19 protein-coding genes and 2 pseudogenes are annotated in these 23,017 nt (G+C 66.4%); 7 read left to right on the top strand and 14 right to left on the bottom strand.

Annotation, left to right across the window (positions count from 1 at the left end; genetic code table 11):
- Positions 1–79: 79 nt before the first annotated feature.
- From groEL to BLV97_RS16030, 5 genes and pseudogenes are all read right to left on the bottom strand, one after another.
- Positions 80–883, bottom strand: a pseudogene (groEL, locus tag BLV97_RS16050) (chaperonin GroEL); the annotation flags it as partial.
- 150 nt (positions 884–1,033) lie between these two features.
- Positions 1,034–1,321 carry a co-chaperone GroES gene (gene groES / locus BLV97_RS16045; RefSeq protein WP_035840542.1) on the bottom strand — a complete coding sequence of 96 codons (288 nt, stop codon included), beginning with the start codon at positions 1,319–1,321 and terminating at the stop codon, positions 1,034–1,036.
- Between the two features lie 246 nt (positions 1,322–1,567).
- On the bottom strand, positions 1,568–2,200 hold the full coding sequence (locus BLV97_RS16040; protein ID WP_051645954.1) for an inner membrane-spanning protein YciB: 633 nt from the start codon (positions 2,198–2,200) through the stop codon (positions 1,568–1,570).
- Between the two features lie 367 nt (positions 2,201–2,567).
- Positions 2,568–3,833 (bottom strand): plasmid recombination protein, encoded by a 1,266-nt coding sequence (locus BLV97_RS16035; protein ID WP_092164145.1) that lies wholly within the window; start codon positions 3,831–3,833, stop codon positions 2,568–2,570.
- 268 nt (positions 3,834–4,101) lie between these two features.
- Positions 4,102–5,334 (bottom strand): D-alanyl-D-alanine carboxypeptidase family protein, encoded by a 1,233-nt coding sequence (locus BLV97_RS16030; RefSeq protein ID WP_035840534.1) that lies wholly within the window; start codon positions 5,332–5,334, stop codon positions 4,102–4,104.
- Positions 5,335–5,658: 324 nt separating this feature from the next.
- Between BLV97_RS16030 and BLV97_RS16025 the strand changes: the two genes are divergently transcribed.
- Positions 5,659–6,363, top strand: a complete 705-nt coding sequence (locus tag BLV97_RS16025) for a VIT1/CCC1 transporter family protein (protein WP_035840518.1) — start codon at positions 5,659–5,661, stop codon at positions 6,361–6,363.
- Positions 6,364–6,439: 76 nt separating this feature from the next.
- Here BLV97_RS16025 and BLV97_RS16020 read toward each other — a convergent pair whose 3' ends face one another.
- Positions 6,440–7,684, bottom strand: a complete 1,245-nt coding sequence (locus tag BLV97_RS16020; RefSeq protein WP_051645952.1) for an APC family permease — start codon at positions 7,682–7,684, stop codon at positions 6,440–6,442.
- Positions 7,685–8,101: 417 nt separating this feature from the next.
- Between BLV97_RS16020 and BLV97_RS16015 the strand changes: the two genes are divergently transcribed.
- From BLV97_RS16015 to BLV97_RS15995, 5 genes and pseudogenes are all read left to right on the top strand, one after another.
- Positions 8,102–9,172: a type III polyketide synthase gene (locus tag BLV97_RS16015; RefSeq protein ID WP_035840515.1), complete on the top strand. Its 1,071-nt coding sequence runs from the start codon at positions 8,102–8,104 to the stop codon at positions 9,170–9,172.
- A complete protein-coding gene (locus BLV97_RS16010; RefSeq protein WP_244521046.1) occupies positions 9,169–9,714 on the top strand; it encodes an isoprenylcysteine carboxyl methyltransferase family protein in 546 nt (181 codons plus the stop codon). Before BLV97_RS16015 ends, BLV97_RS16010 begins: the two co-directional genes overlap by 4 nt.
- A 107-nt stretch (positions 9,715–9,821) precedes the next feature.
- A pseudogene (locus BLV97_RS20880) lies at positions 9,822–9,956 on the top strand (IS66 family transposase); the annotation flags it as partial.
- 193 nt (positions 9,957–10,149) lie between these two features.
- Entirely contained in the window at positions 10,150–10,488 is a 339-nt protein-coding gene (locus tag BLV97_RS16000; protein ID WP_035840509.1) for a helix-turn-helix domain-containing protein, read from the top strand.
- Positions 10,481–11,563 (top strand): type II toxin-antitoxin system HipA family toxin, encoded by a 1,083-nt coding sequence (locus tag BLV97_RS15995; RefSeq protein ID WP_051645950.1) that lies wholly within the window; start codon positions 10,481–10,483, stop codon positions 11,561–11,563. Before BLV97_RS16000 ends, BLV97_RS15995 begins: the two co-directional genes overlap by 8 nt.
- Positions 11,564–11,578: 15 nt before the next feature.
- Here BLV97_RS15995 and BLV97_RS15990 read toward each other — a convergent pair.
- From BLV97_RS15990 to BLV97_RS15975, 4 genes are all read right to left on the bottom strand, one after another.
- Positions 11,579–12,768 (bottom strand): IS3 family transposase gene (locus BLV97_RS15990; protein ID WP_092164144.1). Its coding sequence is split into 2 segments (ribosomal slippage): positions 11,579–12,516 and positions 12,516–12,768, totalling 1,191 coding nucleotides; the frame shifts between segments, so codons are not numbered across the junction.
- A 359-nt stretch (positions 12,769–13,127) separates the two neighbouring features.
- Positions 13,128–14,324, bottom strand: a complete 1,197-nt coding sequence (locus tag BLV97_RS15985) for an HPP family protein (protein ID WP_092164149.1) — start codon at positions 14,322–14,324, stop codon at positions 13,128–13,130.
- Between the two features lie 75 nt (positions 14,325–14,399).
- Positions 14,400–14,825, bottom strand: a complete 426-nt coding sequence (locus BLV97_RS15980; protein ID WP_035840500.1) for an RrF2 family transcriptional regulator — start codon at positions 14,823–14,825, stop codon at positions 14,400–14,402.
- Between the two features lie 306 nt (positions 14,826–15,131).
- A complete protein-coding gene (locus BLV97_RS15975) occupies positions 15,132–15,356 on the bottom strand; it encodes a hypothetical protein (protein ID WP_035840498.1) in 225 nt (74 codons plus the stop codon).
- A 302-nt stretch (positions 15,357–15,658) separates the two neighbouring features.
- Between BLV97_RS15975 and BLV97_RS15970 the strand changes: the two genes are divergently transcribed.
- A complete protein-coding gene (locus BLV97_RS15970) occupies positions 15,659–16,921 on the top strand; it encodes an AAA family ATPase (protein WP_051645949.1) in 1,263 nt (420 codons plus the stop codon).
- Between the two features lie 22 nt (positions 16,922–16,943).
- Here BLV97_RS15970 and BLV97_RS15965 read toward each other — a convergent pair whose 3' ends face one another.
- The 4 genes from BLV97_RS15965 to BLV97_RS15950 all read right to left on the bottom strand — a co-directional run bounded on the left by BLV97_RS15965 (position 16,944) and on the right by BLV97_RS15950 (position 22,942).
- Positions 16,944–17,603 carry a YjbF family lipoprotein gene (locus tag BLV97_RS15965; protein ID WP_051645948.1) on the bottom strand — a complete coding sequence of 220 codons (660 nt, stop codon included), beginning with the start codon at positions 17,601–17,603 and terminating at the stop codon, positions 16,944–16,946.
- Positions 17,600–19,729: a YjbH domain-containing protein gene (locus tag BLV97_RS15960; protein WP_244521045.1), complete on the bottom strand. Its 2,130-nt coding sequence runs from the start codon at positions 19,727–19,729 to the stop codon at positions 17,600–17,602. The genes BLV97_RS15965 and BLV97_RS15960 overlap by 4 nt, the downstream gene beginning before the upstream one ends.
- A gap of 340 nt (positions 19,730–20,069) precedes the next feature.
- A complete protein-coding gene (locus BLV97_RS15955; RefSeq protein ID WP_035838630.1) occupies positions 20,070–21,302 on the bottom strand; it encodes a glycosyltransferase family 4 protein in 1,233 nt (410 codons plus the stop codon).
- Positions 21,302–22,942, bottom strand: a complete 1,641-nt coding sequence (locus tag BLV97_RS15950; RefSeq protein WP_035838629.1) for a heparinase II/III family protein — start codon at positions 22,940–22,942, stop codon at positions 21,302–21,304. The genes BLV97_RS15955 and BLV97_RS15950 overlap by 1 nt, the downstream gene beginning before the upstream one ends.
- Positions 22,943–23,017 lie beyond the last annotated feature (75 nt).

Raw genomic sequence — 23,017 nt, 5'->3', positions numbered from 1 at the left:
TCCGGTGAGTACGCCAAGTCGTCATCCTATCCCGCCACCCTCACACTATACTTTCAGAATGAGAGCCCGCGACAACATCTCTGACACAGGGGGCCACCAGCGTTGCCAGAGCCTCGCCCTCGATGTCCTCGGCGATGATCAGAAGCTGCTTGTTGGCCCCGATCACTGCTTCCAGCAGCGGCACCAGCTGCTGCAGCGACGAAAGCTTCTTCTCGTGCAGCAGGATCACGCAATCCTCAAGCTCGACAGTCATCTTGGGCGGGTTGGTGACGAAATAGGCGCTGAGATAGCCGCGGTCGAACTGCATGCCCTCGACCACTTCGGTCTCGGTCTCCAGTCCCTTGTTCTCCTCGACGGTGATGACACCCTCGTTGCCGACCCTCTGCATCGCCTCGGCGATCTGCCGACCGATGGCGGCCTCGCCGTTGGCAGAGATCGCGCCGACCTTGGCAATTTCGTCGGTGTCGCCGACGGGGCGGGACATCGCCTTGATCTCGGCGACGACGGTCGCGACCGCCTTGTCGATGCCGCGTTTGACATCCATCGGGTTCATGCCCGCGGCGACCGATTTCATGCCCTCTTTGACGATGGCATGGGCCAACACCGTGGCCGTCGTGGTGCCGTCACCGGCTTCGTCATTGGTGCGCGAGGCGACTTCGCGGACCATTTGCGCGCCCATGTTTTCAAAGGGATTTGAGAGCTCGATGTCCTTGGCGACGGTCACGCCGTCCTTGGTGATGCGCGGCGCGCCCCAGGACATGTCGAGGATGACGTTACGGCCCTTCGGGCCGAGGGTGATCTTCACCGCGTTGGCGAGCGTGTCGATGCCTTTCAGCATGCGGTCGCGGGCGTCGGTGCCGAACTTGACTTCTTTAGAGGACATATGGAGCGCTCCTGGATCAAGATCGTTTCAGATTGGCTCAACCTGAAAAGGGATCTTGATCTGATTCAATGAGTTGCACGAAATCCCAAGATCAGATCGTTTCCGTCTGACCGGGTTTCGCACTCGGGGGAATGCGAGTCTCGGCGAGGGTCAGGCCATGACGCCGAGGATGTCGCTCTCCTTCATGATCAGCAGGTCTTCGCCCTCAAGCTTGATCTCGGAGCCGGACCATTTGCCGAACAGGATCCGGTCGCCGGCCTTGACATCCATCTCGATGCGATTGCCGTCCTCGTTCCGGGCGCCGGCGCCGATTGCAACGACTTCGCCTTCCTGCGGTTTCTCCTTGGCGGTGTCGGGGATGATGAGTCCGCCAGAGGTCTTTTCTTCACCTTCGATGCGACGGACGAGGACCCGGTCATGCAGGGGTGTGAACATCACGGAAGCGCTCCTTAGAATTGGTTGCAGGGAGCATGGCGGTGTTCGGGAAGCTTTTGGCACTCGCCATACAGGAGTGCCAAATTGAACATGGTCACTGCCGGGGTCGGCAGCAATGGCCTGCGAGAAACTATTCCGCAAGGGCGGGCGGGCCGAAATGGATCGCCGAGGGATGCGAAAGATTTCCCCTTGTCGTCATGGGGATCTGGCGGTTCTGGCAAGGCCGAAGGCTGGGCACCGCCGATCCGATCAGGGCCGGTCTTGCGGTCGCAGCGCCGGGTTTGGCATATCGCCCGATACGGCGCCCGATGCAGCTCTGGCCGCCAGTGCGCGGCGGCGGCCACGCGAGAAGCCCACGATCTGCATCGCCGCGAAGTGGGTCAGGAACAGCCCCAGCTTGCTGGCGACGCCATAGACCGACATCACCAGCGCCCAGTGCGCGGGCGCCAGCGTCAGTGCCAGCGCCACGTTCAGCACCGCCGAGAAGAACATCAGCCCGGCCCAGAGGTAGCCGAAGATCACGGTGACGTCGCCCAGCAGATCCTGCACGCCGGGCGGCATGTAGCGCAGCATCCAGCCGCGTTTCAGCATCACCGAGCCGACGATGAGGTAGATCAGGCTGGGCTTGAGCATGACGATGCGCGGATCTCCCGTCATCAGCGCCACCCCGCCCGACCCCAGCACCAGCCCGAGGCTGAGCCATTGCATCGTCTCGACCCGCCGCCCGCCCCGCCGCAGCCAGACGATCTGCACCACCCCCAGAACCATGCCCGAAAGGATCGCCATCGGCATGTCATGGCTGGCCAGCAGCACCGCGAGAAAGAGGAAGGTCGAGGCCAGATCGGACAGCAGAAGGCTGACGGCGCGCAGGAAGGATTTCATCGGCAACGACCCCCGAGATCAGGTTTCCAGGAATGCTCGCATGCGCGCCAGGGCGTCGGGCGCCCCGATCAGCCCGAGATGTCCGACACCGGGAAGGACCGCATAGGTGCCGTGCGGATTGGCGCCCGACAGCAGCAGGAACGGCGGCGAGCGACAAGGCCGCGACCGTCAATGCCATTTGCAGAAAGTCTCCCATAGCCTCCACGTCACCCCGGCACCGGCGCCGAGTCAATTCACGTTGGGCGGGAAATGCGTGGGTGGTGAACCGCTGTGGCGGGTGTGCAGTGCCACGAAGACCGCTCAGAACGAACCCGATCTTCTGTTCGGACGCATGCAGCTTGCGCGATCGCTCGCAAAGGTCTGCTGCTCACTGCGGCCCCCAATCGCGCCACAGGTCCTCGGCATCGCGACGGGCATCCTGGGTAAGGTCGTCTCGTCCCAGAAACTCTTTCACCCGGGACATCATTCGATCCAGCCCCGCTGCCTGCTTGTCGGTCTCGTCGATCAGTCGGACAAGGCGGATCATGGACGGCATCAACCCGTCGAGCAATGTCTTCGGCATCGCATGCAGGGGCGCATGGTTGTTCAGTATGATCTTTCCGTTCTCATTCACCCGCATCGTGCCGGCGTCGATCTCGCCAACCACGCTCTCGAGACCCGCCCGCGCCGTCTCGAACGCCACGTGCATCCTTTCCGCGGCTTCCAGCCTTTCGCGTGCCAATCGGGTCATCTTCTCCGCTTCCGATCGCTGCCGCGCCGTTTCCTCTTCCCTCTTCGCAAGCCGGGCCTCGTAAGCCCGCAACCTCTTCTCTTCCCTTTCGAAGAGGTCGACGCGCGCCTGCAATTTGGCCAAGTGGGCTATTTCCGCCTCGTTCGAAGCGACAAGTTCGGCCTTCTCGGCCTGCAGTTCCCTCACCTCGATCTGCCGTGCCTCGATCTCGGCAGGCAGGTCTTGGTGCAACTGCCGCACGCTGCGGTGGAGCGTGTCGGAATACGCAGCACCTGCCGCCAGACGATCGCGCTTGCGGTGGCCGCGCTCGATCCCCGGATGAAAACGCGCCATCACCTCCGCCGCGATATCCTGCAACTCCGAGGTCGTTCCGGCCTTCATCGTGTCACTCAGCGCCAACCCCGTCTCGGTGTAACCGCGCAGGATGAAATGGGCGTGCAGGGCGGTTTCGTCGCGGTGAACCACCAGAGATTCAAGCGCCGTATCCAGCCGGGCGGCGATGGCCTGAGCCAAGGCAAGAAAAGCGGCATCCTGCGTCTCGGGCGGCAGCGTCTCAAAAAGCTTCGCCGCCTCGGTCCCGAAGGCGATGAGCGCCGCGGAAACCACGGCGGCGTTCGACTTCATCGCCCGTTGCCGTCCGGCCCGCTCGCGCAGCCTCGCGTTCTCGTCCCGGATCTGGAACAGGGGGCGCAGGGGTATGAGCGTGCTGTTCAGATGGCTCCGGCTCCGGTCGACATATTTCGGGATCTTGTTGCCCAACCGGAAATCATGGGCGCGCGTCCCTTTCGCCTTCGACATGCTGCGGGCGTCCAGGCGCACCAGCACCGCCCGAGGGTTTGCCGCTGAGGACAGATGCGCACCGACCGTAAGGGGGGCGTGAGTATCGAGGGTCAGATTTTTCATGCCATCAGAGTCGGCGATACCCGTGAAAATCCAAAACGGAAATCCAGCCGATCGGACAGCGGCGGGCGCAGTGTCCTGACAGTCTATGGCGAAAACCTACTAGGGATAACCTCACCCTGGCGGGCAGGTTGTCCGCCAACACCGCCATCGGAACGGCTTGGCTTGATGACATGATAGGGGGTTTCGGGCTTTTTTCAACGCCGCATGGCGCTGAGGATGACGGCCCCCGGCGCCGGGCGGCGGCGGGAACCGGCAGGCGTGGCCCCGGCTAGAGTGAGCTGCTCAGGCGCCGCATCATGCGCGTCACGAACCCGGCAGGATGGGCAGCGCTCAGGGTGACCGCCGGCTCCGTCGCCAGCACCGTGCCGGCAAGGCTGTAGCTGATCGTCCCGACCGGCGTGCCCTTGGGCAGCGTCTGCGGCGGGTTGGGCGCAAGATGCAGGCTCGTCTTGATCGATTTCAGCGAATCCGACGGCACCGTCAGCACCAGATCCTTCGCCGCTCCAACAGCGATCCTTTCGGGGGTGACATGCGTATCCGTCATCTCGCCCAGCGGCGCCCCGGCCTTCGCGATCTGCGCGTCCTGGAAGAACTGATAGCCGTAATCCAGAAGCACCTCGATCGCCGAGGTGCCCGAGGCCCAGCTCGGCCCCCCCAGTTCCACCGCGATCAGACGGCTGCCGTTGCGCAGCGAGGTCGCGTCGATACTGTGCCCGGCGGCATCGGTAAGCCCGGTCTTCAGCCCATCCACCGACGGATCCCGGAACAATACGGGGTTCCAGCTACGCTGACGTATCTTGTTGAACGTATAGTGTTTCTGCGCCGAGATCTGCAGGATCCCCGGGTATTCCAGAAGGATCGCCCGCGACAGTTTCGCCACGTCTAGCGCGGTCGTCTGCAGGCCCGGATCCGGCAGCCCCGAGACATTGCTGTAATGCGTCCCGGTGAGGCCCAGCTTCTCCGCTGCGGCATTCATGCGCTGGACGAAGGCGTCCTGCGTGCCAGCCACCGCCTGGGCGAGTGCGACCGCCGAGTCGTTGCCCGAATCGATGACCAGCCCATGCAGCAACTGGTCGACCGTCACCGTCATGCCGGGGGCGATGAACATGCGCGAGCCGCCGGCCTTCCAGGCGGCGACGCTGACCGGCACGTCCTGATCCGGTTTCAGCTTTCCATCCGCGATGGCCTGATAGGTCAGATAGGCCGTCATCAGCTTGGTCAGGCTGGCGGGGGCGCGCGGCAGCATCGCCCCCTTTTCGGCGATGACGGTGCCGGTTTGCATGTCCATCAGCACATAGCTTGCCACATCCGGCAGGACGGGCGCCGAAGGCGCACCGGGAAGGCCGTGCGGCGTGACCTGAGCGGCAGGTTGCGCCTGACCCGCCGCACCGGAAGCCGTGGACGCGACCCCGGCCCGCGCCGGTGGCGCCGCGAAACCGCCCGCCAGAACAAGCCCGCAAAGGGCCAGTGAAACGGGAAGGCGGCGCATCATGCTTGGCATCGGGTTTTCCGGATCCTCATCGTTCTGATTGCAGACCGGCCCTGCGGCCATCGCGCCTGCCAGGGGGGGTCTTGCACGCGGTCAGCGATAAAGCGGGCCGCGACCCGTCGTCAATCAACGTTGCCGATCCCACGCTCGCGGCGCGATCACAATCGGGTTGGACCGGCAGCCGGGTTGGACTGGCGGCGCCGATCCGGCATCCGCCCGCTGACTCCTTCGCAGGGCGAAGGCGGTTGCCGTGCGCGCTGTGGCATGCGATCATTGGCACACCGTCCACGGGATCGATCAAGGTCAGGGGCGCGCACGGCACTGGAGGATACCAACATGCCCAAAGCCACCGCACATCCCGGCGACCCGCATTACATCACGCGCAGCGGCTGGCTGCGCGCGGCGGTCCTTGGGGCGAATGACGGTGTGGTCTCGGTCTCTTCGCTGATCGTCGGGGTCGCCGCCGCCCATTCAAGCCCCGCCAGCGTCGTCGTCGCGGGCATCGCCGGGCTTTCGGCGGGGGCGATGTCGATGGCAGCGGGCGAATATGTGTCGGTCTCCTCGCAATCCGATACGGAACGTGCGGATATCGCCCGGGAATCCGCCGCATTGCAGGAGCTGCCGAAGGCGGAACTCGCCGAACTCGCCGCGATCTACCGCGAGCGCGGGCTGAGCGATGCGACCGCCAATCTGGTCGCCAAGGAATTGACCGAGAAAGACGCCCTCGGGGCGCATGTGCGCGACGAACTCGGGCTGTCGAAGCTGCATCAGGCCAATCCGCTGCAGGCCGCGTTTGCCTCCGGCCTGACCTTCAGCGTCGCGGCGGCGGTTCCCCTTGTGGCGGCCTTCGCGGCGCCCGCCGGCATGATCATCCCGGTGGTCCTTGTGGTCACCATCCTCACCCTGGCCGCTCTCGGCGCTCTGGGCGCGAAGGCGGGCGCGGCGCCGATGCTGCGGGCAACCGTCCGTGTGGTCGTCTGGGGGGTGTTTGCGATGGCGATCACCGCGGGCGTGGGTCGGCTGTTCGGGGTCAACCCGTGACCGATGACCCTGCCGCAGGGGCATCCGGCCCCCGGCCATTGCGTTGACGCGAGCGTCAAAGCCCGCCCCGCCGACCTTACATCAGTGAGCTGACCAGCAATCCGGCGCTGGTGAGAAACCCGCAAAACGGCACCAGAACGGGCACCGAAAAATGGCCGCCCACAGGCGGCGGCCTGCGTTTGAGCGCAATCAATGCCAGATTGACGCAGATGAAGACCACCAGCACGATCTGCGACGTCCATTCGGCCAGACGCGCGATCGGCAGAAAGAGGCTCAGGCAAAGGATGCCAAGGGCGACGATCGCGGTGGCAACGGACGGCGTGCGGGTGCGCGGTGAAAGCTGCGCGACAAAGCTGGGCAACAGGCCCCGGTCCGCCATGCCGTATATCACCCGCGAGACCATGATCATCTGGATCAACACCCCGTTGAGCGTGGCCACCACGGCGATTGCCGCGAACCCGGCCTGCACCCAATCGGGGGCGCCCGCGAACACCAGCGTCAGGGGCGCCGAAGATCCCGCCAGCGCCGACAGCGGAACGCTCACCAGAACCGCGATGCAGGTGGCGACATAGAGGGCCGTCGCCAAGGTAATCGTGTAGATGATGGCCCGTGGAAAGGTCCGGCGCGGGTTCTCGACCTCTTCGGCGACATTCACCATGTCCTCGAAGCCGATGAAGGCGAAGAAGGCCAGCACCGTCGCTCCGACGATGCCCGCCCAATGTCCGCCCAGCAAAGGCGGCACAAGCGCCGCCGCCGGGACGCCAAGCCGCTCGGACACCGCGAACCCCCAGACGATCACAAAGACCAGCCCGAGGATCTCGATCACCGTGACGATGGCCGCCGCCGTGACCGATTGCGTGATCCCCCACCACGCCAGCAACCCCATCGCGGCAACGATGCCCACGATCAGGGCGGGTGCGGGCGCCCCGGTCAGCCCGCCCAGATAGGCCGAGGCCCCGACCGTGATCGCCGAGGCCGAAACCAGCCCTGACGCCGCGACCAGCGCCCCCACCGCCGTGGCAAGGTTGGCGCGGCCGAAGCCGGCCTCGACATAGGCGGATTCCCCGGCACTGACCGGATAGCGCGTGGCCAGTTCGGCATAGGAAAACGCGGTGAACGCCGCCACGATCGCGGCAAGCAGGAAGGCGGCCCAGGCATAGGGCCCGGCATCCGCCGCGGTCGCGCCGATCAGAACGTATATCCCGGCGCCAACCGTGACCCCCAGCCCGTAAAGCGTAAGCAGCGGAAGGGTCAGTGCGCGGCGCAATGACGGGTCCGCAGGCGCCTTGCCGCGCGCGGCCGGGATCGGGTCCGACGTCATGGAATGGCCCTCCGGTCTTGGCGATGTCGCCTGATGCGCCGCGATGGTCGGGATGTCATCCGGGACGAGGATTGGGGTTTGCGCCCCCCCTTCACTTAGCACAGAGCGCGGCGGCGGCACAGCGGGCGCTGGCGGTTCGCGGCACACAGCCAGCACCAGATCAAGCAGCCCTAAGGGCCGAACGAGGCGAACCGCCGGATCAACCTGCGCCGCATCACCGAACTTCTGCCGCCGGCGGCGAAACAGGGCAGGGGGGGCACCCCCCCGGTCGTTCGTGCGGCCTCGCGGCACCGGCCCGTTGCCATAGCCTCGACGGGCCACACCCCGCCGCGCCGTCCTGCGATTGAAACTATTTGGGGCCGCCAGACGTTGATGAGACATACATCTGGTCGAACTCCCCTTCAGGAAGGTCTTGTTGTGCCCGTTTATCTTCATGCGACCGCCACGGCGGTTCCCCCCCATACGCTGGAGCAGAAGGAAGTCGCCCGCAACGCTCAGCGCCTTCTTTCCCCCCGGTTCCAGCAGTTCGACCGCGTGGCCGGGGCATTCGAAACCTCCGGCATCGAGCGGCGCCATTCCGTTGTGCCCATGAGCTGGTTCGACAGCCCGCACGGTTGGGCCGAACGCAATGCCTGCTACATGGCGGGGGCGACAGAGCTGTTCGTCGACGCCGCGCAAAAGGCGCTGGCGGGCGCGGGCTGGCTGGCGGCCGAGGTCGATTGCGTGGTCACGGTGTCTTCGACCGGCGTCGCGACCCCGACGCTTGAGGCCCAGGCCCTGGGACGGGTGGGCTTTCGTGACGATGTGCTGCGCGTGCCGCTTTTCGGGCTTGGCTGCGCGGGGGGGGTGTCGGGCGCCATCGTCGCGCGGCGGCTGGCGCTGTCGCAGCCGGGCGCGAAGGTGCTGGTGGTCGTGGTCGAGGCCTGCACCCTGTCCTTCAAGACGGAAAACCTGCGCAAGGCCGACATCGTCGCCACCGTGCTGTTCGGCGACGGCGCCGCCGCGCTCTGCCTGTCCACCGAAACGCCCGCCGGTCCCGCCATAACCCTTGGCACGCCACATCAGCACACCTGGCCCGACACCTTGCCCATCATGGGATGGGAGGTCGAGGATCACGGCCTTGGCGTGGTGTTCGACCGCTCGATCCCGGCCTTCGTGCGCAGCGAATTCGCGCAGGTGGCCGAGGTAGCGCAGGACCGGGCCGGGCTGGCGCGCGACGGGGTCGACCGTTTCGTCTGCCACCCGGGCGGCACGCGGGTGGTCGAGGCGCTTGAGCAAGTCTTGCACTTGGAGCAGGGCAGTCTCGACGCCGAGCGCGCGGTCCTGCGCGATCACGGCAACATGTCGGCCCCGACGGTGATCTTCGTGCTCGATCAGGTGCTGCGCAACGGCCAGAGCGGGCAGATGATGGCCTGCGCCCTCGGGCCCGGCTTCAGCGCGGCTTTTCTGCCTTTGAACGTGCCGGCTGCTGCGCAGGTCGCGGCATGACCGCCGCGATGACCCCCGCGCTGGCCCCGGGCCTGAACCCGGGCGCGCTGCTTTTCATCGCGGTGGTCATCGCGCAGCGGCTGGCGGAACTGGCGCTGGCAAGGCGCAACACCGCCCGGCTGTTGGCCCGGGGCGCACGGGAATATGGCGCGGGCCATTACCCGCTGATGGTCGCGCAGCATACGCTTTGGATCCTCAGCCTCGCCTGGTTCGGCCGGGATGCGGCGGTCGCGCCGGGCTGGCTGGCGGTCTGGCTCGGGCTTCAGGCGCTGCGCGTCTGGATCCTTGCAAGCCTCGGGGCGCGATGGACCACGCGGATCATCGTGCTGGATGCGCCGCTGGTGCGCCGCGGGCCCTACCGGCTGATGCGGCATCCGAACTATGCGCTGGTGGTGGCGGAAATCGCGGTCACGCCGCTGGTGCTTGGTCTGTGGCAGGTGGCACTCGTGTTCAGCCTGCTCAACGCGGCGATGATCTGGTGGCGCGTTCGGATCGAGAATGCAGCGCTCGAACACCATGGCCTCTACGGCGGGCGGCTCTAACGCGTGATTTTCACCCATGCGGGTCGCGCACTGCACAAGGTCGGAACATCCGGCGCCTCGATCTTCAGATCTTCGACGCGGTTGCCCTTGAAGAAGGCGAAGGCCCGGACATCTATCGCCGCAAGGGGATCAAGCTCGACCGTACGATGCTGGCGGAATGGTCCGGGCGGGCCGCGCACCTGCAGGAGCCGGTGATCGACGCGATGATGGCCGATCTGCACCGCAGCGACCGTTTACAGATGCCCTTGGGCCCATTTTTCGAGTAGCACAGCACTGTGATGTCTCGATAAAGGGCCACATACGACCTTTAAATCTATAATACTATTTCAAGAGGTCACATGCATCCTATTGACAAATATTGATACAAAGGGCCATATATGACCCTTAATTGGAAGTATCCGGATTAACCGGCATCTTCGGGCCTTTAAGGATAATATGGCGACATCTCGACAGATCGAACAGGAAATCGGGCAGCGCCTCGCGCGCCTGCGTCTCGCCCGCAACGTGACCCAGGCCAACCTCGCCGAAAAGGCGGGCATCGGGGTGCGCACCCTGCGTCGCCTTGAGGCGGGGGATCCTTCGACCCTGGACACCTTCCTTCGCGTTTCCACGGCGCTCGAGCTGGAGGAGGCCATCCTCTCAGCCTTACCAGAAGGAGATATCCGGCCAATTGAACGCGTCTCGCAGAAGGGGAGCGAGCGTCGTAGGGCGAGCCCGGCCTCGGAACGCCCCCGGAAAACGACATGGACTTGGGGCGACGACGCAGATGACTGACGCGAGCATAATCTTGTGGGGTCGCCGCATCGGTGCCGTGAGTTGGGACGATGCGCGCGCGCTCGGCATCTTTCAGTACGATCCGGACTTCGTGGGCGCCGGTATCAAGGTCGCGCCCCTGAAAATGCCAGTCCGGGAAGCACCCTACGAATTTCCCGCCCTTCGAAGGGAAACCTTCAAGGGATTGCCGGGCATGCTGGCCGACGCGCTGCCGGACAAGTTCGGCAACCGGCTGATCGACGCGTGGCTTGCGGAAACGGGTCGCAGCGCGGACCGGTTCAGCCCGGTCGACCGGCTTTGCTACATCGGCAACCGGGGGATCGGGGCGTTGGAGTTCGAGCCGACCATCCGCAAGGCAACCCGATCGAAGAAATTGGAAGTGGCCCAGTTGGTCGACCTGGCCAACAGGGTTCTCAGTGAGCGCGAGAACCTTGCCGGCAGGCTCGGGGAAGAAAACGACGCCGAGGCGCTGGAAGATATCCTGAGCGTCGGGACCTCGGCGGGTGGCGCACGCGCCAAGGCCGTGCTCGCCTGGAACCGGGAAACCGGAGAGTTCAGGTCCGGCCAGGTCAGAGTCGACGAAGGATACGAGCATTGGCTCTTGAAGTTCGACGGCGTTTCCAACAACCGCGACAAGGAACTCGCCGACCCGCAAGGCTTCGGAAAGATCGAGTACGCATATTACCTGATGGCGACTGAAGCGGGCATCGACATGTCGGAATGCAGGCTTCACCACGAGGGCCGCCGAAGCCACTTCATGACACGTCGGTTCGACCGCGACGGGCGGGGGCGAAAGGTCCACGTGCAATCGCTCGGCGCGATGCAGCACTTCGATTTCAACGACCCCGCCGCCTATTCCTACGAGCAGGCGGTCTTGACGATCAGGGGGCTCGGGCTCGGGCTGGATGTGGTGGAGCAGCAGTACAAGCGTGCCGTCTTCAACGTCTTCGCCCGGAACCAGGATGACCACGTCAAGAATATCTCCTTCCTCATGGACCGATCCGGAGCCTGGCGACTGTCCCCTGCCTATGACATGGCCTATTCCTACAATCCTTCTGGATCATGGACCCGCTGACCTGCCACGGGTCTTTCATCCAGCCGTGACCGGAGCCCGGTTGGTGTTTACGCCGATCGGCGCAGGTTGAGCAATCGCCCGACGCGCGGAGCTATCATCTCGCGCAGCGGGGCGGGCGATTGCGGTGGTCAGGGCCCGCGCGTAGTCAGCCGGGGTTTGGTAATCCAAGGCCGAGTGCGGGCGTTCGGTATTGTAGTCAGCCGCCCAGGCGGCGATTACGACCCGGGCGTGGGCCAGGTTGCGGAACATGGTCTCGTTGAGAAGTTCATCCCGCATCCGACCGTTGAAGCTCTCCACGAAACCGTTCTGCATCGGTTTGCCCGGCGCGATGTAATGCCATTCGATCCGGCGTTCGGAGCACCAGCGCAGGATGGCATTCGAGGTCAATTCCGTGCCGTTGTCGCTGACGATCATCCCCGGCTTTCCGCGGCGCTCGATCAGGGCCGTCAGTTCACGCGCCACACGGCGCCCCGAGATCGAGGTGTCCGGGATCGCCGCGAGGCACTCCCGGGTGACATCGTCGACCACGTTGAGCACCCGGAAACGCTGACCGTTGGCGAACTGGTCGTGAACGAAATCCAGCGACCATCGCGCATTGGGTCGCGCCTCGACCAGGAGCGGGGCTCGCGTCCCGATAGCCTTGCGCCGGGCCTTTCGCTTGCGCACCGTCAGCCCTTCCTCGCGGTAGAGCCGATAGATCCGGTTGATGCCGGAAGGCTCGCCCTCGCGCCGCAGCAGCACGAAGAGCCGCCGATAGCCGAACCGTCGGCGCTCGTTGGCCAGTTCCCGCAACCGCCCGCGCAGCACCGTGTCCGGCGCGCGCTGCGCCTGATAGCGGACCATCTTGCGATCCGCCCCGGCAATCCGGCACGCCCGCCGTTCCGAGAGCCCGAACCGGGCCTTCAGATGCGCGACCGCCTCGCGCTTCACGGCAGGCGTCACCACTTTTTTGAAACCAGTTCCTTCATCGCGGCGAGATCGAGCATCTGCTCGGCCAGTAGCTTCTTCAGCTTGGCGTTCTCATCCTCGAGCGTCTTCAGCCGCTTCGCCTCCGACACCGTCATGCCACCGAACTTGGCCTTCCAGTTGTAGAAGGTGCCTTCCGACATGCCGTGCTTGCGGCACAGGTCCGCGCACTTTGCGCCTGCCTCGTGCTCGGCCAGGATGCCGATGATCTGCTCGTCCGTGAATCTCGTTCGCTTCATTGTCCGTCCTCAAGTTGGGGCGGACTCTAATCGACGGTGGAGGAAAAATCCCGTGGCAGGTCAGGATGATCTTCGGGCCCCAATGTGCCATTGATATGGGCAGATGTTCAGTCCCAGCGTCCGGTGAATTGGACAGCGGATTTGTCGCAACCCAGTTTGGAATGTGCCCCGGCCACATTCGGTAATCCGATAATCCATCTTATGTAACGTTAGCCAATACCGGACCCGCGCCGGGGCTGATCGCCTTCGACCGAAGGATGCGCCGCCCGCGAAGCCAGATGACCGGCATCGATCGCGCAACAAGAAGATGGGCCTTGCCAGCCTCTCTGCCAGCCCGGATCCGACGGATCCTCGCAGCCTCAGGCCCAGTCCTGCGCGCTTTCGGAGGGGGCCGCAGGTTCGACGGGGCGGATGCCTTCGCGCGCCAGCGCCGCGATCAGGTCGGTGCGCGTCACGATGCCGGCCAGACGCGACTGGTCCAGCACCGGGACCGCGTCGACCCCGCCATCGGCCATCAGCGGCAGCAGCGCCGCGATCGGCGTCGCGGGCGTCGCGCGGGGCACGGCGACCGCCATGATGTCGCCAGCGCGGCGCGTGACATCCGGCGCGCGCTCGACCAGCCGGCGCATGCCCTTCCCGAAGGGCCAGCCCCGGCGCCGCGCCTCGGCGCGCGCCAGATCGATCAGGTGGATCTGAAAGATCAGCCCGACAAAGCGCCCCTCCCCCTCCGCCGCGCCAATCGCCACCGGCAACGAGGTGAAGCGGTGGCGGCGGAACAGATCGGCCACCTCGGCCAGCGGGGTCTCGGGCGCCACGGTCACCAGGTTGCGCGACATGATGTCGGCGGCGGTCAGCGGCCCGGTCCGGTGGGTGGCGGCCTGCAACTCGGCCGCGCCGATCAGCCGGGCCAGATCCTCGACGCCAAGGTTCAGTGATTGCCGATAGCGGTCCAGCAGGCCCGTAAGCTCTGCCTCCGTCAGGCCCAGCCGCTCGGGCGGGGCCGCGTCGCTTGTGCCGTGGCGGTTGGGGGCGTCGAACTGGCGAAACGGATAGTGCCGGCCCGTCAGCCGTGCATAGAGCGTCGCGACCACGACCAGCGATACCGTCCCCAAGGCGATCGGCGACAGGGCAAACCAGAATCCCAGCCGATGCACGGCGTCCGGGCTCATCGCCGCGGTCATCGCGACGGCGCCGGCGGGCGGGTGCACGGCGCGGCACAGGATCATGGCGCTGATCGCCAGGCCGACGGCCAGCGCGATGCGCAGCACCGGGTCGCGGATCGTCAGGCAGACGGCGACGCCGACCAGCGCCGCCATCACATTGCCGACCACCGCCGACCAGGGCTGCGCCAGCGGGCTGTTGGGCACCGCGAAAAGCAGCACCGATGTCGCCCCGAAGGGCGCGACGAGATAGAGGCCAAGGTGCAGGTCGACCGCGGGCGACAGCACGAAAAGCCCGGTCAGCCCCAGCCCCACGAGGGCGCCGATCCCGGCGCGCAGCGCCTCGGCCGGATGGACATGGGCAACGGCCGGCCCGAGGGACCGAAGAAAGCTCATCGTCATCTGGCGCTCCGGCCTTCGCAGGGGGCACCCCTGGCGAGGTGAGGATTGGGGAAGCTGGCGGCCATCCGGTCAGGACGCGGTCAGGCCGAATTCGGCGGGGGCAAGGGCGATATCGGCGACCGAATAGCGGTCGAGCGCGGCCAGAAAGGCGGCCCGCGCCTCGGCCAGCGGCGCGATCAGGCGGCAGCTGCCGGTGATCGCGCAGCCATTGCCGGCGCGCAGGCATTCGACCAGGGCGAAATCGGTCTCCATATGCCGCACGATGGCGCCCACGCCGATCTCTTCCGCGCCGCGCGCAAGGTTCAGCCCGCCCGAGCGCCCCCGCTGCGCGGTGAGGAACTGGCCCTGCGTCAGCGCATTGACCACCTTCATCACCGTGCTGCGCGGCACGCCATAGGCCGCGACAACCTGGTCGATGGTGAAGCGCTGCGCGCCGAGGCTGGCCGCGTAGATCATGACGCGCAAGGCGACATCGGTGGTGTCGTTCAGCCGCATCCCCGCACCTTTCCCTGTGAAGGCCAACCTGCCCCAGTGGCGCACCGATGACAGGATGCGACCGTTCTGGCAACAAAGATGCGGCGGACATGCATGTTTTGGCAAGGCCTGATGCGTCCACGTCGAAACCCGACGGCGCGCCGTCAACCTTCTGGACCCGGTCTTGCCATCGCGTGCCGCCCGATCAGGCTTCGCGGCCATTGCATCCGGCAGCGGGCTTGGGGCGGGCATTGGCCATTGGGGACAATCGAAGCGCGCCACCGGATATCGACACGGCGCCCGCGGCGCGCGCCCGGGCCGTAGACCTCAGGCCTCGCCCCAGATCTCCTGCGCCGTCTGCACCACCAGCTCCAGCTTGCGCTTCTCCTCGTCCTCGGTGATCGCATTGCCATGCTCGGTCGAGGCGAAGCCGCATTGCGGCGCGATGCCCAACTGATCGAGATCGACATAACGCGTGGCCTCGTCGAACTTGGCGCGCAGCCAGTCGAGCGGTTCCAGCTTGCCCGTCTTGGTGGTGATGAACCCGGCCATGACCCACGCCACCACCCCCCGCCCCGCCTGGCGCGACCTTGCCGATCAGGCCCTCACGCAGCTTCGGCGGCGCTCCGCGACCGGCACGCCCGCCTTTCCCTTCGCGCCGCTGGACACGCCCGAACCCGGCGCCGCCCGCGCGGGCTTTGGCAGGATGTGCAAGGATTTCGACCCCGATGAGGATTTCGTCGTGTCGGGCACGACCGCGATCGACCGGCTGGCCCCTCTGCCCGCCGCACTCGCCCCCTACCGGATGCGGCCCGACCCCGAACGCCGCGCTGCTGGACGACGACCTGCGCGCGATGTTCGACCAACATCTCACCCTGCCGCCGCTGTCGCGCGACATCCTGATCGCCCATCTCGAAGAAAGCCATCCGGGCACGGACCCATTCGATGAAGACAGCTTTCGCAACGCGCTGCCGAAGGACCGCGTCCTCGGGCAGCAGGACATCCTGGGGCTGATCCGCGCCCTGCGCGCCCCCACCGCCGCCGGGGTTGCGGCAAAGCTACCGCACAAGCCACCCGCGAAAGCGGATGCACAGCCCACGCCACCGCGCGTCAGCCCCGGCCCCAGCCTTGCCGCCTTGCCGATCCCCGCCGATCTGAAGCAGATGCTCACCCAGGTGGGCGAGGACCTGCTGGCCTGGAAGGCCGGAACCCTTGCGTGGCCCGAGATCGCGCGCGGCGCGCTGCTGGTCGGCCCCCCGGGCGTCGGCAAGACCGAGACCGGCCGCGCCCTCGCCCGCAGCGCCGAGATCGCCTTTGTCGAATGTTCCCTCAGCGCCGGCCTCGGGCAAGACGCGCATCTGGGCGAGAGCCTTGGCCGGATTCAGGCCGCGTTCGACCGGGCCAAGGCCGAAGCCCCGTCGATCCTGTTTCTCGATGAGCTGGACGCGGTCGGCGACCGGGCGACCTCTCGCGGCTCCAATTCCGGGTATGAGCGCCGCTTCATCGCCGGGCTGAACGAGATGCTCGACGGGTTCGAGGGGCGCGAGGGCGTCTTCGTCATCGGCACCGCGAACCACCCCGAGCTGATCGACCGGGCGCTGGTGCGCGCGGGGCGGTTCGACCGGGTGATGCGGATCGCCCTGCCCGACCGCCGGGCGCTGGCGCAGATCCTGCACCGGCATCTGGGCGATGCCCTGCCCGGCACCGATCTCGACCGGCTGGCGACGGCTGCCATCGGTGCCTCGGGGGCCGATGTGGCGGCGGCGATCCGCGCCGCGCGCGGTCTCGCCCGGGGCCGGAGAGAGACCTTCGCCGAGGCGCATCTGACCGAAGTGATCGGCGCGACACATCGGCAGGACCCCCCCGACCTCATCCGCCGGATCGCGATTCACGAGGCCGGCCATGCGATTGTCGCAAGCTGTCTGGAACACCCGGCCCCGGTCCGCATCGCCTTCACCGCCGACGGGGCCGAAACGACCTATGCCGCAACCGCCAACCCCGGCACCCGGGCCGCGCGCGACGGGCGCCTTGCGGCAAAGATGGCAGGACGCGCGGCGGAACTGCTGATGCTGGGCGAGATCGCCGAGGGCATCCGCAATAGGAGAGCTGACCAGTAGAGGCTCTGCCTAGAGGCCCCCCCTACCTCCGCAGGTCCTCGAGCTCGATATATCCGACATCCTTGCTGATCCACTGGCGCGACTTGCGGATCTGGCCGCGCGGCTGGATCCAGTAGTCGTTGGTGAACTGCGTCTTCGCGCCTTCGCAGGCCTCACGCACATGCGTGGTCGCATAGCTCAGCCCGGCGATCTTCACCGTCTCGCGGCCGATCCGGCTCAGCTGGCAGGTGACCGGCACGCCGTAGCTCTGATCGTCGCCGGTCAGGTAGTAATAGGTCGCGCTCACCGTCCCCGCGCCCGTGCCCAGCACCGCCGCCGAGGGCAGGCTGGCCGACATCAGATCCTCGCCCAGCCCCAGGGTCTGCACCACCACCCCACCGCGCAGCGAGATCATGATCCCGTCGGTCGAGGACCAGGTCGCCACATCGCCGTTCGCCCCGATGTTCAGCAGATAGGCCCGCGCGCCGCGCTTCGGCAGCACCGCCAGATAGAGCGGCCGCTTCAGCCCGGTGATCTGCGCCCGCGTCAGATGCGGCTGCACCGGTTTCCTGAAGCTCAGAACCTGCTTGGCGGTGCGCAGATAGAGCTTGTCCTGCCCCTCGGCCACCTTGTTCGAAGAGCAGCCAGCCAGGCCGACAGCGGCCAGCGCCAGCGCGGCGAGCGCGCGCCTCATCGAGGTCATCGCCACACCCTCCCCCAGTCCTGACTGATCGCGTAACCGTGGTAGCTGCGCAAGATCTCGTAAAGCCGCCCCTGCACGTCCAGACGCGCGCCGCCGTCGCGGCTGAGCGGATGGATCACGCTCAACTTGCCCGACTGGGTCGGATAGCCCAGGGCCCAGGACATCGGGATCTGGATGCGCAGGCCCTTGTCGAACGAGCCTTCGCCGAATTGCGCGGCCGAGACATTGGTCTTGGTCACGAAGGCCCCGACCCGCCAGCCATTGGCGAAGACGCGGTCGAAGGTCACCGTCGCGCCCCAGTCGCCGGCCAGATAGCGGCCCGCGTCGATCTCGCCGAAATAGCCGCCGTTGAACTGGTAATAGGCCGAGACATGGCCGGTCGCCACCTTGTAGGCGCGGAACCCGAGGCCGTCGTTATAGGCGCGCTGCTTGACGTAGTTCAGCTCGGCCCCCAGGGCGAGGCGGCTGGTGACCGGCTTCCACAGCACCTCGGCCGAGATGCCGCCGAACATGCGTTCCAGATAGCCCAGGGTCACGCGGGTGTAGATGTTCCTGGCGGGGTTGCGATACCAGGCCAGTTGCAGCCGCTCCAGCGCCGGGTCGCCGTATTTGTCGTAAAGGTTCGCGTCCGAGCGCACATGCGGCAGCTTGGAATTCGACAGCCGCGTCGACTGGTCCAGATTGCCGATGATCTTCTTGGTCACCGCGCCCGACAGGATCAGCCCCGGCGCCAGGCGGTAGCTGGCGCCCAGCCGCAGGCCGAAATCGGCGCGCACCGGATCCTTGGGATCGAAGAGGCTTGCGCGGATATAGGGCCCGATCCCCCAGGTGAAGCGCGGGATGTGGCCGGCGGCCGCCAGCGCGAAGGGCGCCGTCGGGTCGCCGATCGTCACCCGCTGGCGCAGCGCCACGGAATTGTCGGGGGCAAAGTCCAGCCGTTCCAGATCGGCGCGCCGGATGGTCACCATCGAGGCCGGCACGCCAGCCACCATCGGCACGATCTGGAAGGTCGAGACCGAGGCCGGCATGCTGCGGCTCAGCGCCCGCGCCGCCCGCCCGATCGCCTGCGGCACCGACAGATACTGGTGGTTGACGATGCGCAGCTGCGCGGTGGTGCCGTCGAGCGACAGCGATTGCAGCTCCAGCCCCTGGGCGGCCAGCAGCTTGGCGGTCTGGTCGCGCAGGCTGTCGACCTTGCCCGGCACCACGGTCCAGCCTGTGGAATAGGCGGCGGGATCGGCGGCGCGGGCCGGGCGCGGCGCGATCGGCAGCGGCCCCGGCCCCAGCACGCCGCCGGTCGGCCGGTCATTCGGGTTCAGCGCCATCTGCAGGCTGATCCCCACTTTCGAGCCGTAAAGGTAATAGGCCCCGAGCCGCATTCCCCGGTTGAGGCGGTATTCGACCCCCGCGTTCCAGGGCGAGCGGCGCTGCAACAGGCCAGCCTGCACCTCCTGGGTATAGGCGTCCGAGGAATATTCGAGCTTGAAGTCGAGCCGGTCGGTCGCCTGCCATTCGATCCCGCCAAAGGGCGCCATCGGGCCGCGGAACCACAGGCCCGGTCGTGGCGTGCCGCCAAGGCCGAAATTGTTCGCTGGCCGCGGCCCGAAGGGCGAGCCGATCGAGCCGTAGCTGCCGAGCCGCCCCCAGCCCAAGCCCGCCGTCACCTTCAGCCGGGGCCCGAGCGACTTGGTCGCCACGAGATATTCGCTGGAATAGACCCCGGTGCCGGCCAGATCCTGAACCCCGATCGCCAGATCGGGCAGGTAGCCATGCTCGCGCAGCAGCTGGAACCGCATGTCGAGGCTGCGGTCGTAGAGGTGCCCGCCGCCGAGACCGGGCCAGTGCTGGATCGAGGAATACCGGAAGCTGCCCGAGAGCCTAGGGGAAATCTGGAACGTCAGCGTGGTGCGGGTGGTGCCGCCGAAATGCGACACGCTCAGATCGTATTGGCCATCGGGCTGCGGCTGGGCCGAGGGCATGTCGATCAGGCCGGACACGCCATAGAAGTTGAGGCTCGGCGCGCCGGAAATGCCCTCCCGCGCCCAGGCCGCGGTGGCGCCAACCAGGGCTACAGTGGAAAGCAGGACCAGCAGTAGTCGCCCCCAAGTCTCGATCTTCTGTTCCACGCCGAAGCTCCCCGTATGCCAATCCACCCATAGGCAAAGTTCCAAGGTGCAACAATGCACGTTTGGGGCGAAAACGCCGGCCGGTCGCCCAGAACGCCGGCCGGTCGCCCAGAACATAGAGCTGTGATCGAATTGCATCACCGGCGACGATGTCGGCCCAATTCCCCGGCATCGTCTCCCCCGCCTGCGCCTTGGCCGTGTCGCGGTCGGGGCGTCGGGTAGTGGCGGCCACGGGGCGATCCGGGGTTTTGAAGCAGGTCCACCTGCAAAGGGCCAGACCCTCAAGTGCGGCATCTTCGTCCGGCGCGCTCCTGCCCGCCCAGGTCAGCGGCCAACCAGCTCAACGCCTGCGCGGAAGGGTCTGCAGAATCTTCAACATTTCTCCCGCAAGGAAGGTCCGGTCGAAACGTTCGGAACTCGACCGTCCTGCCGAAGACATCTCCTGCAGTACCCGCGGTTGCGACTTGAGATCGAGGATCGCCTCCGCAAGCTCCGCCGCATTCTCCGGTTCGACCAAGATCCCCGCGCGCGATCCGGTGACGATTTCGGCCGCTTCGCCGCGAACGCCAAGGACGATCGGCAGGCCCATGCCCATGCACTCGAAAATCTTCGAGGGGATGACCGTCGTGAAAAGGTCTGTCTTCCTAAGGTGGATCAGCGCGAGATCGAGGATCGACCAATAGCGCGCCACCTCGCCTCTCGGGACCGCCACATGGAAGATGACGTTCGTCAAGTCCAGTGCGCGGCTCCGCGCGATCAAGGCGTCGCGGCGGGCGCCCTCGCCCAGCAGCAGCAGGCGGACATCGGCGCCGCGGGGGTCGGCCTGCAGCAACACTGCCGCGTCAAGCAGGGTATCGAGCCCATGCGCCATACCGTGCGTCCCGATATACCCGGCCACGAAGCAACCCGCGAGGTTCAATTCGGCCTCCAAGTTGGCGTCCTTCGGGATGGGACGAAACCGGTCGAGATCGACACCATTGGTCACGACATGAATCTTTGTTCCGTCAATCCCCCGCGAGATCAGGTTGCGCTTGAAGGAATGCGTGACCGAAACGATCGCCGCGGCACGGCGATACAGGAACAATTCCAGCTTCTCGATCGCGTCGAAGAGGCGCGAATTCTGCATCGCACCTACCGCGCGGATCGAATCGGGCCAGATGTCGCGCAACTCGAACACGAAGGGTTTGCGCTTAATAGCAGCGGCAGCCCAGGCAGCGACCGCGGTGAAGAATTGCGGCGAAGTGCCAATGATCACGTCCGGCTTTCGCACGAAAAGCGCCGCGAAGAAGCCCGAGACCATGAAACTGACGAAATCCAGGGTTCGCAAGGCGAAGCCTTCGTTGCCGGACATGAAGGACCAGACACGGACAACGCGGATCCCTGCCATCGTCTCGCTCTGCCACACCTTGTTGCGATAGCCCTGATAGACCTTTCCCCTGGGAAAGTTCGGAGCGCAGGTGATCACGGTCACCCGGTGTCCCGCCGCCACCCATTCGCGCGCGTGTTCGAAGGTACGGCTGGCCGGGGCGTTGGATTCAGGCGGGAAGTTGTCGGTCAGAAACAGGATGTGCATCAGCTAAAGTCCAGGTCGAAGGTGACGCTGCCCGAGAAGCTCACTGCCAGGCACTGGGCGGGCTGGCTCATGCCGAAGCCGGGGTGCCAGGTCGAAGGCTCGACGTGGGCGGACGCGCCGTTCGCCCGCCAGTTGAGAATGCGCCCCGATGCCAGCCGGATCGTGCCGGTCTCCGGCCCAGAAATCGTCGCCGCAACGCCGGGCGGGAGGTGATATCGCGCCTCGCCGGCCGCGGAGGGCTCCAGTTGGTCCGTGATCGTGAGCCTGTCCTCGTCGAGCCGCCAGCGGCGGGTATGTCGCGGGCCGAGGGGAAAACGGCTATAGCCGTCGTGACGTGCGCAAAGGGAGAGCGCTTCGGCCGTCTCCGCAGTGGCGACGTTGTCAACGCGGGCGCGGCGGGCGACGCGGAATCCGCTCCACATCTCCGAGGAATTCTCCGCCCCGACAAGAACGGTGCTGTGCGCCGCGGTCCCGCGCTGGCGCAGGCGCTCTGCCGAAAGCCCGTATTCCGAGGTGCCCGAATTGACCACGACCCGTTCATCGCCCAGCGAAAGCTCGAACGAAAGTGTGTCGGCATGGGCGTGGCCCGGCAGATAATCGGGCCCGACATTCCCAATGTCGCAGATCAGGATGGCGGCCCCGCGCTCGAGGCGGGCAAAGCCGGTATCCTCCAGATGGATCAGCCCGTCGCGGACCGGCACGGCGGCAACGCCCAAGCGATGCGCATACTCCTTCAGCCGCGGCGTTGCGGGGGCGATTCCGAAGGTCGCGTCGTTGAAGAAGGCGATCCGTCCGTCGGGATGCGACATCGCGTCCAGCCACTCCAGCATCCCGGGCAGCCGCGCCGCGAAGTCGCGCGCGAGAGCCGCTTCGGCCGGCGTCGCCGCGGTGCCGAAGGCCGCTATCAGATTGACCATGTCCGCGAGGTCCTCGATCGCGAGGGCATGATACATCGGGCTCAGCTCGAAATGACCGCCGTCGGGCAGGATCTGTTCGGGAAGCTGCGCCCGAAGGATCGAAACCGCGCGCCTGCGCCAGCGTTCGGCCTCTCGCCCCTCGAAGAAGAAGCTTGCGAACAGCAGCGCCTTGGCGTTGGCGAACAGATGATTGCCGAGCAGATGCCATTCCAGCCGCCGGGCAAGCCAGCGCGCCTGGACCGCGAGGGATTGTTGGGCCTCGCGGGGCAGGTCAGCCACCGTCAGCGCGTGCTTGATCCAGTTCACGATACGAAGCGATGTAGGATACGGATCCCAGCCCGTTCCCGTCGCGGGCGGATTCTCGGCAATCCAGCGCTGCATGAGGGCGTGATGCCAGGAAAGCCGTTCCGCCGCGCCCTCGGCATTGAGATCGTCGAAGTAGTGCTGATTGTAACGCCACAGATGGGATCGCTGCGGCCCCTCCCACCCCAGCGCATCCAGATCGCCCGGCTCGTTGAGGAACAGAAAGCTTTCCGGGCCGGTCATTGACGCGGGCCGGCGGGCCGGCGTGACCCAGCGGCCGGAAGTGCCGCGACGGGGCGCAGCCGGCGCGCCATCGACCCGCGGGCGCGCGATCCGTAGCCAGATCCGGCCGAAGACTTGTCTGGCACGCAGATATTTCAGGGTGTGCCAGTAAAGCAGAGCGGTGCCGAGCTTGCTCATCGGCGCTGCCTTCGCACGGCCGGGGTCGCCACCGCGCCGGGGCTGCGGAAGGCGCCTATTTCGCCGCTTGGCAGG

This window comes from Allgaiera indica (genome assembly GCF_900106675.1).
In the GTDB taxonomy this organism is placed as follows: Bacteria; Pseudomonadota; Alphaproteobacteria; order Rhodobacterales; family Rhodobacteraceae; genus Acidimangrovimonas; species Acidimangrovimonas indica.
This window is presented reverse-complemented; position numbering and strand designations above follow the sequence as displayed.